Raw genomic sequence first — 12,547 nt, 5'->3', positions numbered from 1 at the left:
GTCAGTTAATACATTGATGGCCATGCAGTTCAACGTGCATCTGGACTAGCCACGCCAAGGGGCAGTCATCGTCAATCCATGCTTCGAGACCGTGCTTTTCGATCAGTTGAACCTTATGCGCTTGCCTCGCAGCATCGAACGCTCGCCGCGCACGCCAGCGCAGCACCAGCATGATCAGGGCGGCGAGCAGAAAAATGCTGCCCAGGTAAGGCAATGTAGGCGCGCCGTCGTCGAGCAGGCCGAGCAGTGACGCGAGACTGATGCAGGGGACAATTGCGATTGCTGTCGAAACCGAAAAGAGCACGAGGTTGGCGCGCAGTGCGGTCGCAGTACTGGCTTTCATGGACACGCTCCCACAGTCAGATGAACTAGGTCTTCATGCTGGACGCGCATGGCTTACCTGACACTTAACGGTGAGCTGCGCAGACTGTCATGCGTTGGACATGCAGCTATTGAGGCGAGGGATCTGGGTAGTCCGGCAACTTGTCGGCGTCACTGGATTTCGTCGAGAGCATGCGGCGCCTCTCCAGGTAGAGGTCGCGAGTGAACGAATAGGGATCGATCGCGGCCTGTGAAAGCAGATTCGACGCGCTCAGCAGATCGGCACGGGCGCTGACAAAGCGGGTGCCAGCCACCGATGCCTGGACAGCAACCGGTGCTGCCGCGAACGGATTTAGGAAGCTGTCGACAGCGACGTTACTCACATCCCGCACGCTGCTTGGCCCGAACAACGGCACCACGAGATACGGCCCAATCGGTACGCCATAGTGCGCAAGCGTCAGCCCGAAATCCTGATGATGCTTGGGCAAGCCCGCAGGCGTCGCCCAGTCGATCAGACCGCCAATCCCCAAGGTGGAGTTGAACGCAAAGCGCACTACATCCTCGCTCGCGTCTGTCGCTTTCAGTTGCAGCAGGTCATTGGCAAAGTTGCCGATATCGCCGAGATTGGAAAAGAAATTCCGGACTGCCGTCTGTACTGGTGTCGGCGTCACCTTCTGGTAGGCGGTTGCTACTGGTTTGACCGCGTATCTGTCGACCTTGTCGTTGAACGAGTAGATGGTCCGGTTCATCGGTTCAAGCGGGTCGCCGGCGGGACGCCCGGGCCCCGTCGCGCATCCCGATGAAAGAAGCACCGTGGTGGCGAGCGCCAGAGTGTTCAGATCGCGCCTTTTCATCGCGGGACTCCCGGTACGAGAATGACAAAAGAGGTACTAGCCATGCAGCGCTGCGGCCGTGGCGAAGGACAGTCGATGCGATGGTGCGACCGGAACACTTACCGGCCACTTACTGGGCGCTTGGCGATTACATTGCGGTCCCTTACTGCTAACACTGGCTGTCGGCACCGTCTTACTGACGCATTGCTTCCGACAAACTCGCGGTTACTCAGTTTGCGGACCGAACCGGGCAATCACGAAAGCGACGAAACTTGCAAGCTTCGCCGTCAGCTTGCGTTCCGGCAGATAGACAAGATGCACGGGATATATTGGCGCAGGCGTGTCGGCAAGCAGTCGGATCAGTCTTCCTGCGGCAATATCCTGCTCTACAAGCAACTCCGGCTGGAGAATGATGCCGAGACCGGCGAGCGCCGCTTCACGCAGGGCCATGCCGCCGCCGCTGATATCGAGGCGGCCTGGTACACGCACAGCCTGTTCCGAACCGTCGGCGAGGGTGAAGCGCCAATTGCGTTCCGGGCCGCCGGCAAATCCGATCGCGAGGCAGTGATGCTTCTCCAGATCCTTAGGCGTTGCGGGCGTTCCGTGCCGTGAAAGATACGCGGGCGACGCGCAGACAATGAGCGCTGAGGGCGCCAGCGGTCGCGCAATCAGATTCGAATCTCGCAGGGCGCCGACGCGGATCGCCACTTCGAAGCCCTCATCAGCAAGATCGACGAACCGGTCGGTCAACGCCAACTCCACGTGAACGTCCGGGTTGGACTGGAGATAGTCGCTAATGACCGGCGCGAGCTTAAAAGTGGCATACATCACCGGCACGCTCACGCGCAGGCGACCACGCGGCCGTGCGCGTATGTCGCGGGCATCGCCTTCCGCCGCCTGAACCTGCGCCAGAATGCTTACGCACTGTTCATAGTAGCCGCGGCCTGTGTCAGTCAAGCTTTGTCGCCGCGTGGTGCGGTTGAGCAGGCGCGCGCCGAGCCGATCCTCGAGCGCGCGGATGTGGTTGCCGACCATTGTCGCTGTCATGCCACTGCCTTCTGCAGCGGCAGCAAAGCTGCCGCGCTCGACGACCCGCACGAAGACTGACATGCTGACGAAGCGATCCATTCACAAGATCCAGTTACGAGTGTGGGAAATAGATCATCGTTTATCAAGCGCATCGGTGCAATCAGAATTCGAATCACGCCGTGTGGCGCAATTGATAAGGGGTCGACATGAGCAGTGATCTGCAAGACAAGAAAGTCGTGGTACTAGGCGGCACGTCCGGCATCGGGTTTGCCACTGCGCGCGCGGCGTTGGCGCAGGGGGCGAAGGTCGTTGTATCGTCCTCGCGTGAGGAAAAGGTTGCGGCGGCTGTCACCGCACTTGGCCCGGATGCGGATGGCCAGGTCGCGGACCTGAACGACGCCGGATCGGTGAGGCGTTTGTTTGCGGGGATCGGCAGCTTCGATCATCTGGTCTATACGGCTGGCGAAAGCCTGCAACTCGGGGAACTCGCGAATACGGACATGAACGTAGTGCGCAAGGCGTTCGATCTGCGTATGTTTGGCGCGATTGCCGCAGTGAAAACGGCAGCGCCCAATATTCGGCGGGGCGGATCGATCGTGCTCACCAGCGGCATCGCCGGTGAGCGGCCGCTGAAAGGATGGACGGTTGTTGCAAGCATTTGCGGTGCGATGGAGGCCTTCACGCGTGCGCTTGCAGTCGAGCTTGCGCCGCTCCGCGTAAATATTGTCAGCCCAGGTTTGGTGCGCACGCCGCTTTGGTCAAGCGTCCCGGAGGGCGATCGTGAAGCGATGTACCTGCACGCCGGCTCGATGTTACCGGTCGGGCGTACTGGTGAGGCCGATGATATTGCCCAGACTTACGTCTATCTGATGAACAACGCGTTTGTCACCGGGCAGACGATCGTGATCGATGGCGGCGGCGTTCTAGTCTGAGAGCATGTCCGGATCCAGGCGGCATATCGCATCTCGATGCATCGCGACGACATCCTGAAGGGACAACTTGCCGGGTTAGAAGCGAAGGCGGCCGAACTGGACACGATGATCCGCTTTGTACGAGCGAAGATCGATTGGCTGGCGGCTGGAGGACACGGTCCCCAGCCGAATCTCGGGCGATGCGGGTGCGACGCTCCCCCCTGAAAGCAGGTTTTCGATCCGTCCACGAGAATGAGGTGCGTATTGGCTTGCGCTGTTCGATGCCGGAACGCTTCAGGTAGCCGTCGATCGCCGCACGCTGGAAGTCGCTCCACGCACCGTCGGAGACTAGAACTTGAGAAGCCGCTCGCTGAGTCCCCAAAGCTCATCGGCGAATGCAGAGTCGATGGCATAGGGCACTACGCCCGTAAGCCTCATGGCATCCGCCATATCCATCTTCTCCGGTTCCTGCGTCATCACCGGGGCTATGTCGACATTTTCGCAATACACGCCGCCCATACCATTCAATTGTGGACTCGTTGCACACCAGACCTGGGTGGCTGCTCCCTGCCCGATGGTCTTGAGTTGCCTTGCCGGATCACGCACTGGCTCGCCTTGTTCATCGAGGACACCTGCGGTGATCAGCTGCTCGCGCGTCATGTATTTCCCCAACCCGGTATCGACAATGGCGCCCGGATGCAGCGAAAACGCGCGGATCCCGTTTGTCTTCTCGCGCTGGTCGAGTGCGACAGCAAAGAGAATGTTGGCCGTCTTCGACTGCCCATACCCTGCCCACGGCGTGTACGGGCGACGCTCGAAATTCGGGTCGTCGAAAACCACCGGCGAATAGCGGTGACCGATCGACGATACCGACACCACGCGAGCGCATCCCGCATTGCGCAGCGCAGGCAAGAGCCGCATGGCGAGCTGAAAGTGACCGAGATGGTTGGTCGCGAACTGATACTCATAGCCTCGCGCGTCGTGCGTCAATTCCGGCACGGCCATGATCGCGGCGCTGTCGACCAGCATGTGCAGCGCCGGTGTCGATTCCAGAAACGACGCCGCAAAGGCGTCGATTGAAGCCGGATCGAGCAGATCCATCGGCGCGATTTCCGCGTCGATGGCGGCCAGTGCCTCGCGAGCGCGGTGCACCTCGCGCGCGGGGACGATCACGCGTGCACCGGCGGCACGCAGAACCCGCGCGGTTTCGCGCCCGAGGCCGGAGTAGCCGCCGGTCACGATCGCTGTCTTGCCGGAAAGATCGATGCCGGCGATGACCTCGTCGGCGGTGGTGGCGGCTCCGAAACCCGAACCGAGCGGCTTTTGTGGCGTCATCATGGCGTTTCCCCGGGCGAACAATGATGTACGCAGTGTGGGCTCAAATTCCGGTACGATGAATAATCAAAAGTTCGGAATACTGTCGCATGAGTTCAGAAATCGATGATGACCCGCTTTCGGATATCCTTCGGCTGCTTGGCGCCCAGCCCGTCGTGGCAGGCGGCTTCTCCGCCGGCGGCACATGGGCGATCCGCTTTCCACAACCGAAAAAGATCAAATTCTTCGCGCTGGTCAAGGGCAGTTGCTGGCTTTGCCTCGACGCGCAGGCAGAGCCGGTCGCTGTCGGCGAAGGTGACGTCTTTCTGCTAACCGGCGAACGCTCGTTTGTCCTCGCAAGCGCCCCCGACGCGGAACCGATCGACGCGGCCACCCTTTTCTCCGGCGACAGGACCCGGACCGCGACGATCGGCGACGGCAACGGTTGCACACAGATCGGAGGACACGTCAGGCTCGCGCCCTTCAATGACGCGCTGCTGGTCGACGTCCTGCCATCGCTGATACACATCCGGGCGGACTGCGAGCAGGCGGCCGTTCTTCGATGGCTGCTCGCCCGGCTCGTCAAAGAGTTCGCGTCGGGTCTGCCAGGCAGCAGCCTTGCCTCGACATACCTGGCACAACTGATGTTCGTCGAAATGCTGCGCGTCCATCTCGACACCGGCGCGCAAATTCCCAGCGGCTGGCTACGCGCCATCGGCGACAGACGGCTTGCGCCCGCTCTACGGTTGATGCACGGCGATCCTGGTCGGGCGTGGCGGCTGGACGAACTTGCGGCCGCATCGGCCATGTCGCGCACGGCGTTTTGCGTGCATTTCAGGTCTATCGCGGGCATGGCTCCGCTCACGTGGCTCACACAATGGCGCATGCGTATGGCCAGGCAGGCGCTGATCGACGAGAAAACACCGATTGCCGTTCTCGCAGCGAAATTGGGTTACGCATCCGAAAGTGCATTCAGCAGCGCGTTCAAGCGGGTGGCCGGGATCTCGCCGAGCGATTACAGGCGGGCGGGGTGGCCTGGTTGAAGGGCGGGGTTCCCCGACTATCCCAGCCACGGTCGAACCGGTCGATAATCGTTCCCTGTCCGACTGCTTACGCAGTAGGCCGCATTTTCAGCCGCACCGCGCTAGTGTTCACCGCACTCTGTTCCACGCGGTTTCCCGCTCTGATAGCAAGTCCTTCAGGTTCTCATAAGGTAACGTCCCTTACATTCATGCGCCGACGGCGATGCCGCCCAACTGCTGGTCGGCTGATCCGGGATGAGGTTCGAGTCTTTGGTCATTCGACACACCTCGTTATCCAATCGACATTCGTCCTTCGACATGAATAGTTCCGACTCCCAGCCCCAATCCGATGTATGGTCCGATTGGCTGTTACATATTCGGCACGGAGATGATCCAGGGCACGAACGAGCCCTCCATGTCGAACTCAAACACCACGTGGACCGCGTTCTGGACGGCGCGAGGCTTACCCCTGGCATGACGCTCGCCGACATCGGTACCGGCGATGGGCTGATCGGTTTAAGCGCGATCGACCGCGTAGGCCCATCGCTGCACGTGCTTTTCACGGATATCTCGGCGCCTCTGCTTCGGCACACTGAAGCACTCGCAGTTCAGCGGAACATCCAGGATCAGTGCGTCTTCATCCAATGCTCCGCCGAATCACTCGATGGCATGGAGGATGGCGCTGTCGATGTGGTCGCGACTCGCGCCGTTCTCGCCTATGTCCCTGACAAGATGGCCGCCCTGCGGGAATTTCATCGGATTCTCAGACCAGGTGGCCGGCTATCGATCGCCGAACCAATTATGCGCGACGATGCAATTGAGGCAAGCTCGCTGCGGAAAATCGTTGAAGGTCTACCCGAGAAAGCCGGGGACAACTTCTTCCACCTGCTGCATCGCTGGAAATCCGCTCAGTTTCCCGATACTGAGGAAAAAATTTCTGCAAGTCCGATTGCCAATTACGGCGAACGCGATCTGGTCCGCTTCGCTTTAGATGCAGGGTTCGCGGATATCCATATGGAGTTCCACATTGATGTACGCCCGGCCGCGGTCACTTCGTGGGACGTGTTGCTTGGCAGCTCGCCGCACCCTTGGGCTCCGCGGCTCGGCGACATTCTCGCGACGCAGTTCACAGCGGACGAACGACTATTCTTCGAACAGATCCTCCGCCCGCAAGTTGAAGGTCGCCGATTGGTCATGGCCGAGCGCACCGCTTACCTTACCGCACTAAAGCCTCTTCGCTGATGCGCTCAACCTACCGATTCACGCTCGAGCATGCCGCCTTTTGCGCGCCGTTTCGCCAGCCAGTGGGACAGGCGATCGAACCACAGATGCACCACCGGCGTCGTGAAAAGCGTCAGCATCTGCGAAACGATCAGGCCGCCGACAATCGCGATGCCGAGCGGGACACGCAGTTCCGCGCCCGCTCCGTGACCAAGCGCGAGCGGCAGCGCGCCAAACAGCGCGGCCAGCGTCGTCATCATGATCGGCCGGAAGCGCAGTACGCACGCCTGACGGATCGCCTCGCGCGGTGATAAGCCTTGCTCACGCTCGGCCACCAACGCGAAATCGATCATCATGATCGCGTTTTTCTTCACGATACCGATCAGCAGGATGATGCCGATCATCCCCATGATCGAGAGATCCTGGCCGCACAGCATCAACGCAAGCAATGCTCCCACCCCCGCCGAGGGTAGAGTCGAAATGATGGTAAGCGGATGAATCGCGCTTTCGTACAGGATGCCGAGAATCAGATACACCACGATGAGCGCCGCCGCGATCAGATACGGTTCGCTGGCAAGCGAGGCCTGGAACGCCTGCGCCGTGCCCTGGAACGACCCCGTCAAGCTGTCGGGTTTGCCGGCCGCGATCTCGGCCTGATGAATCGCCGTCACGGCACTGCCGAGCGATTGCCCCGGCGCCAGATTGAACGAGATCGTCACGGCCGGGAACAACCCCTGGTGATTCACCGAAATCGGCGACACGTTGTTTTCGATCTTTGCGAGCGTGCTGAGCGGCACCAGTTCATTCGTCAGCGGCGAACGCACGTAGAGGTGCGCGAGCGCGTCGGTGGTCAACTGGAAGCCCGGATCGACTTCCTCAACGACGTGGTACTGATTCAGCTGCGTGAACAGCGTGGCGATCTGGCGTTGGCCGAACGCATCGTAGAGCGTGTCGTCAATCGCTTGCGCGGTAATGCCGAAGCGCGAGGCCGTACTGCGGTCGATCACGAGCGTCGCGCTGGTAGCGGCAGCCTGCTGGTCGGAGGTGACGTCAGCGAGTTGCGGCAACTTCGAGAGCTTGTCGGTCAGCACGCCTGCCCAATGATTCAGCTCGTTGATATCAGGGTCCTGCAGCGTGTACTGGTACTGCGCGGCGCTGATACGGCCACCTACCTGAAGATCCTGGCGGACCTGCATCGACAATGAAATGCCCATCACCTTCGCCAACTGTGGTTTCAGGCGATTGAGAACCTGCCCGGCGCTGTCCTTGCGCTGACCGAACGCCTTCAGGTTGATCATCACGCGGCCCTGGCTCACGGTCGGATTCGCACCCATCCAGTAGTAGACGTTATCGACGGCTGGATCGGCTTCGATGATATTGCCCAGTTGCTGCATTTTCAGGGACATCGCGCGCGGGGAGATGTCCGGCGCGGCCTGCGCGACACCCATGATCAACCCGGAGTCTTCCTGCGGGAAGAAGCCCTTCGGGATTACGACGAACAGCGCGATAGTCGCGACGATCGTCGCGATCGTCACGCAAAGCATCAGTTTCGGCCAATTCAACACCCAATCGAGACCTCGCTCGTAACGCCGCTCCACCGCGACAAAGCCTCTTTCGAGCCAGGCTTCAAGCCTGCGCATCCGCCCTGTGTCATCCGGCTCAGGCAAGCGGATCAGCCAGCCGCATAGCATCGGCGTGACGGTCAACGAGACCAGCGCCGACATCAGGATCGCCGCGCTCACCGTCACCGCGAATTCGCGGAACAGGCGTCCGACTATGCCGCCCATCAGCAGGATCGGAATGAACACCGCGATCAGCGAGATCGTCATCGAGATAATAGTGAAGCGTACTTCCATCACGCCGAGCAGCGCGGCTTTCATGCGCGGCACGCCTTCTTCGACATGCCGCATCACGTTTTCGATCACGACGATCGCATCGTCCACCACGAAGCCCACCGCGATGGTCAGCCCCATCAGCGACAGATTGTCGAGGCTATAGCCGAGCAGATACATCACGCCGAACGTAGCGACCAGCGACAAAGGAATCGTCAGGCTCGGAATGATCGTCGCCCACACGTTGCGCAGAAACGAGAAGATGACCATCACGACGAGCGCGACCGTCAGCATCAGCGTGAACTGCACGTCGTGCACCGACGCATTGATGGTTTGCGTGCGATCGCCCACGACATGCAGATGCGCGGCGGCGGGCAGCGTCGCTTCCAGCGCAGGCAGCTTCGCCTTGATGTTGGCGATCGTCTGCACGACGTTGTAGCCAGGCTGCTTGTGAATATCGAGGATGATCGCGCGTTCGTGCTGAAGCCACGCGGCCTGCTGGTTGTCTTCGGCGGCGTTCAGAACGGTGCCGAGATCGGATATGCGAACCGGTGCGCCGTTCTTGTATGCGACCACCAGATTGCGATATGCCGAGGCGGTTGTGATCTGGTCGGTGGCGTTGAAAATCACCGAGCGATCCGGGCCGTTCAGGCTGCCCTTCGGTGCATTCACGGTCTGCAAGCCGACAATCGAGCGCACGTCTTCCAGCGTGAGGCCGCGTGCGGTGAGCTTGTCGGGATCGAGCTGAATACGCACGGCAGGCCGCTGCTCGCCGTGGAAATCGACGAGACCCACGCCGGGCAACTGCGAGATCTGCTGCGCCAGATAGTCCTCAGCGTCGCTGTCGAGTTGCGTTAGCGTGAGCGATGGCGACGTCAGTGCCAGTGACAACAAGGTGAAGTCGGCCGGGTTGACCTTTTCATAGGTCGGCGGGTTCGGCAGGTTCTTAGGCAGCGTACCGCCGGCCGCGTTGATTGCCGTTTGCACGTCCTGCGCCGCGCCGTTGATATCGCGCGACAGATCGAACTGCACGGCGATGTTGGTGGTACCCAGCGAGCTTGACGACGTCATCTGCGTGATGCCCGAAATCAACGAGAGTTGTCGCTCGAGTGGCGTCGCTACCGAAGTCGCCATGGTCTCGGCACTCGCACCCGGCAACTTCGCCACGACCTGGATGGTCGGGAAATCGACTTGCGGCAAGGGCGCGACCGGCAGCATAAAGTACGCCACCGCACCCGCCAGCAGCACCGCGATAGCAAGAAAACTGGTCGCAATGCGCCGCTTGATGAACAGTTCCATCAGGCTCATGACGGATTGTCCTGGTCAGCCTGGCTGCCCGCCGAGTTCGCGTTGGCCGGCGCCTGGGCCACTGTCGGCACCGTGGTCGCCGCCACGCGCACGCCTGGGTCCAAGCGGCTTTGCCCATCAAACACGACCAGATCCTTCAGGGCGATGCCACTGCGTATCTCCGTCATTCCGTCGACCGTCACACCGGTTTGCACCGGACGCATCTGCGCCGTGCCATTCGCGTTGATCACGTATAACTGCGTGCCGTTCTGCGTGTTCACGACCGCACGGCTCGGCACGGCGAGCCGCTGCGTATCGGTACGCAGTAACACGCGCGCATTCACCAGTTCGCCCGGCCACAGCTTGCGATCCTTGTTGATGAAGGAGGCCTTGAGTTTGATCTGACCGGTGGTGGGATCGACCGTACTGTCGATGAACACGAGCGTGCCGTCGGCGAGCGTCGTGCTGCCGGAACGCGTGGTCACGTTCACCGCCAACGGCGCGGCCGCCTGATTCGCTAGCAAGTCGGGCAGCACGTCTTGCGGCACGGAGAACAGCACGGTGATCGGCTCCATCTGCGTGACGGTGACAATGCCGGTGGTGTCCGTGGGATGCACGATCGCGCCGATGTCGGCCTCACGTGCGCCCACACGGCCGGTGAACGGCGCGAAGAGGGTAGTGAAGCTCAGTTGCAGGCGGTCGCTCTGCACCAGCGCTGCATCTGCTGCGACCGTGGCGGCGAGCGCTTCGACTTGCGCCTTCGCAGTGTCCACGGCCTGGGTGGTCGCCGCGCCAATGCCGACCAGCTTCGAGTAACGCGCGAGATCGAGCCTCGCGTTATCGAGCGAGGCCTGGTCCTTGCGCTGCGCCGCTTCGGCTTGATGCAATTGCGCAGTGAGCGGTCCCTGGTCGAGTTGCGCGAGCAACTGGCCTGCCTTCACATCCTGCCCTTCAGTGAAGGCCACGCGCTGCAACTGGCCGTCCACACGCACTTTGACGTCCACGGTATTGAGCGCGAGGACCGTACCTACTGCGGCCACGCGAATCGGAAAGTCGATGATCACCGGATGGCCCGCGTTGACCGGCACCGCAGCCACGGGCTTCACGGCCGGATGCCCCGGCCATAACCACGCGACAAGAATCACGGCAAGGACAACGAACGCCATCACTAGCGGCGCGCGACGTCGCGCGCTGGGCGTCTCGTGGTTCGGAAGGTCTGCAGGTTTCATGAGCGGGAAGGCGTAGAAGTGGAAGCTGCGCTGCTATCGGTGACACCGAAGCCACCGCCGAACGCGCGAAACAGGCTCACCGACGCTTGCAGGCGCGCGAGTCGCGCCTGCACCAGCGTGTCTTCGGCTTGATAGAGCGTGCGTTGGGCGTCGAGTACGGTCAGAAAGTCGACGGTGCCGAGCTTGTATTGGCCTTGCGCAAGCGTGGCGGCTTTGCGGGCAGCGTCGGCAGCAGTCTGGTCGGCGGCCTCCGCGAGCTGCTGCTGTTGCGCCGCCGAGAGCGAATCCTCGACGTCCTGCAGCGCAGTCACCACGGCCTGCCGGTAATCGGCGACGCCCTTTGCTTCGGCCGCCTGACTTGCGTGCAATTGACCACGCAGCGCGCCGCCGTCGAACAGCGGTGCGGCCAGCGATGTGGCGAGGCTCGCAAACGGACTCGACAGGAAATGCGAAAGCGACTGGCTGCTGAGGCCGCCGTCGGCGGTCAGCACGATGTTCGGCAGGAAAGCGGCGCGCGCCGCGCCGACGCCCTCATTGGCTGACTGCAACTGCGCTTCTTTCGAGCGGATATCGGGGCGCGTTTCCAGCAGGCTGGCCGGCAGATTCGGACGCGGCTGGGGAATGGCGATACCGGCGAGCGCGGTGTCGTTGACCGTGAACTGCTCAGGCGCGGTGCCCACCAGCACGGCGAGCGCATGGATGTTGGTGTCCAGTTGCTGTTGCAGCGCCGGCACCGCCGCCTGGAAGGTGGCGAGCGCATTGCGCTGCTGCTGGACCTGCAGCTCGGTCGCGACGCCCGCCTCCTGTTGCGCGAGCAACAATTGCAGAATGTGCGCGGCATCGTCGGAAATGGACCGTGCGATCGCCAGACGGCGGCGCAGGCTCTGCACCTGGAAATACGTGTCCGCCACCGATGCGGTCAGCGTCAACGCCACCGTATCGCGATCGAACTCGGATGCGCGCGCGAGCAGGTCCGCCGCGCTGGCGTTAGCGGCGTTAAAGCCCCAGAAGTCGACCTCGTAACTTGCTTCGGCGAACAGGCTCTGGGTCTTGGTGGTCGAACCACGCCCCTGGTGGCTGCGGTCGAAGGTTGCGCCGAGCGACAGCGACGGATACTGCGGCGCGCCGGCTTTCTCGGCGTTGCCGCGCGCCTGTTCGACACTCGCAATCGCGGACGCCAGCGTGAAGTTGTTGCGCAGACTCCGATCGACCAGCGCATCGAGCGCAGGGTCGTGATATTCGCGCCACCAGCCGCTCCTGACGGGAACGGTATCGGCGAGCGACGCGCTCGCCGCGCCGTCGAAGCGCTGCGCGAGCGGCGCACCCGGCCGCTGATAGGCCGGCACGAGCGAGCACCCGGCCAGAACCGCGACACCGAGTGCGCATGCGGCACATGCGGCAGCACGCAGGGCCCGATGAGGCGCACGAGGACTGACGACGTGCGAAAACGGCGCCGAACGGGACAGCCCTGACATTGGAGAACGCTCCGGCAACATGGGAATGTCGCCAGAGTAGTCAGCGGGGCCTGTCGGCGCTTTCGCCCAATAA

The 12,547-nt window shown here is 61.9% G+C and carries 10 protein-coding genes; 3 read left to right on the top strand and 7 right to left on the bottom strand.

Going from position 1 to position 12,547, the window contains the following annotated elements:
* Position 1: 1 nt before the first annotated feature.
* The 3 genes from GNZ12_RS22020 to GNZ12_RS22010 form a co-directional block, all read right to left on the bottom strand.
* Entirely contained in the window at positions 2-343 is a 342-nt protein-coding gene (locus GNZ12_RS22020) for a hypothetical protein (protein WP_172313605.1), read from the bottom strand.
* Between the two features lie 106 nt (positions 344-449).
* On the bottom strand, positions 450-1,175 hold the full coding sequence (locus tag GNZ12_RS22015) for an MlaA family lipoprotein (RefSeq protein WP_172313603.1): 726 nt from the start codon (positions 1,173-1,175) through the stop codon (positions 450-452).
* 204 nt (positions 1,176-1,379) lie between these two features.
* The gene (locus GNZ12_RS22010; protein ID WP_172313601.1) at positions 1,380-2,282 is read right to left on the bottom strand and encodes a LysR family transcriptional regulator; all 903 of its coding nucleotides are present in this window, start codon (positions 2,280-2,282) and stop codon (positions 1,380-1,382) included.
* Positions 2,283-2,389: 107 nt separating this feature from the next.
* Here GNZ12_RS22010 and GNZ12_RS22005 point away from each other — a divergent pair, with 107 nt between their 5' ends.
* A complete protein-coding gene (locus GNZ12_RS22005) occupies positions 2,390-3,115 on the top strand; it encodes an SDR family oxidoreductase (protein WP_172313599.1) in 726 nt (241 codons plus the stop codon).
* Positions 3,116-3,442: 327 nt separating this feature from the next.
* On the opposite strand, the gene GNZ12_RS22000 is transcribed toward GNZ12_RS22005, so the two are convergent.
* On the bottom strand, positions 3,443-4,432 hold the full coding sequence (locus tag GNZ12_RS22000; protein WP_172313597.1) for an SDR family NAD(P)-dependent oxidoreductase: 990 nt from the start codon (positions 4,430-4,432) through the stop codon (positions 3,443-3,445).
* Positions 4,433-4,518: 86 nt separating this feature from the next.
* Between GNZ12_RS22000 and GNZ12_RS21995 the strand changes: the two genes are divergently transcribed.
* Together GNZ12_RS21995 and GNZ12_RS21990 are read left to right on the top strand one after the other, a co-directional pair.
* The gene (locus GNZ12_RS21995) at positions 4,519-5,451 is read left to right on the top strand and encodes an AraC family transcriptional regulator (protein WP_172313595.1); all 933 of its coding nucleotides are present in this window, start codon (positions 4,519-4,521) and stop codon (positions 5,449-5,451) included.
* Positions 5,452-5,685: 234 nt separating this feature from the next.
* Complete coding sequence (locus GNZ12_RS21990) at positions 5,686-6,672, top strand: class I SAM-dependent methyltransferase (RefSeq protein ID WP_328806047.1); 987 nt, start codon at positions 5,686-5,688, stop codon at positions 6,670-6,672.
* 5 nt (positions 6,673-6,677) lie between these two features.
* Here GNZ12_RS21990 and GNZ12_RS21985 read toward each other — a convergent pair whose 3' ends face one another.
* The 3 genes from GNZ12_RS21985 to GNZ12_RS21975 are packed head-to-tail and all read right to left on the bottom strand — an operon-like array spanning position 6,678 to position 12,474.
* A complete protein-coding gene (locus tag GNZ12_RS21985) occupies positions 6,678-9,791 on the bottom strand; it encodes an efflux RND transporter permease subunit (protein WP_172313591.1) in 3,114 nt (1,037 codons plus the stop codon).
* Positions 9,788-10,936 carry an efflux RND transporter periplasmic adaptor subunit gene (locus tag GNZ12_RS21980; protein WP_172313589.1) on the bottom strand — a complete coding sequence of 383 codons (1,149 nt, stop codon included), beginning with the start codon at positions 10,934-10,936 and terminating at the stop codon, positions 9,788-9,790. Before GNZ12_RS21980 ends, GNZ12_RS21985 begins: the two co-directional genes overlap by 4 nt.
* Positions 10,937-10,995: 59 nt before the next feature.
* Positions 10,996-12,474 (bottom strand): efflux transporter outer membrane subunit, encoded by a 1,479-nt coding sequence (locus GNZ12_RS21975; RefSeq protein ID WP_172313587.1) that lies wholly within the window; start codon positions 12,472-12,474, stop codon positions 10,996-10,998.
* Between the last annotated feature and the right edge of the window lie 73 nt (positions 12,475-12,547).

The sequence above is a fragment of the Paraburkholderia solitsugae genome, assembly GCF_013177695.1.
GTDB classification, from domain to species: Bacteria; Pseudomonadota; Gammaproteobacteria; order Burkholderiales; family Burkholderiaceae; genus Paraburkholderia; species Paraburkholderia solitsugae.
Note: the sequence above shows the minus strand (reverse complement) of the source record. Positions and strands in the feature narration are given on the sequence as shown.

What these genes read in the sequence shown, in the direction of transcription:
- GNZ12_RS22020 (WP_172313605.1), bottom strand. Translation starts at nt 343, where the DNA reads ATGAAAGCCAGTACTGCGACCGCACTGCGCGCCAACCTCGTGCTCTTT.
- GNZ12_RS22015 (WP_172313603.1), bottom strand. Translation starts at nt 1,175, where the DNA reads ATGAAAAGGCGCGATCTGAACACTCTGGCGCTCGCCACCACGGTGCTT.
- GNZ12_RS22010 (WP_172313601.1), bottom strand. Translation starts at nt 2,282, where the DNA reads ATGGATCGCTTCGTCAGCATGTCAGTCTTCGTGCGGGTCGTCGAGCGC.
- GNZ12_RS22005 (WP_172313599.1), top strand. Translation starts at nt 2,390, where the DNA reads ATGAGCAGTGATCTGCAAGACAAGAAAGTCGTGGTACTAGGCGGCACG.
- GNZ12_RS22000 (WP_172313597.1), bottom strand. Translation starts at nt 4,432, where the DNA reads ATGATGACGCCACAAAAGCCGCTCGGTTCGGGTTTCGGAGCCGCCACC.
- GNZ12_RS21995 (WP_172313595.1), top strand. Translation starts at nt 4,519, where the DNA reads ATGAGTTCAGAAATCGATGATGACCCGCTTTCGGATATCCTTCGGCTG.
- GNZ12_RS21990 (WP_328806047.1), top strand. Translation starts at nt 5,686, where the DNA reads ATGAGGTTCGAGTCTTTGGTCATTCGACACACCTCGTTATCCAATCGA.
- GNZ12_RS21985 (WP_172313591.1), bottom strand. Translation starts at nt 9,791, where the DNA reads ATGAGCCTGATGGAACTGTTCATCAAGCGGCGCATTGCGACCAGTTTT.
- GNZ12_RS21980 (WP_172313589.1), bottom strand. Translation starts at nt 10,936, where the DNA reads ATGGCGTTCGTTGTCCTTGCCGTGATTCTTGTCGCGTGGTTATGGCCG.
- GNZ12_RS21975 (WP_172313587.1), bottom strand. Translation starts at nt 12,474, where the DNA reads ATGTCAGGGCTGTCCCGTTCGGCGCCGTTTTCGCACGTCGTCAGTCCT.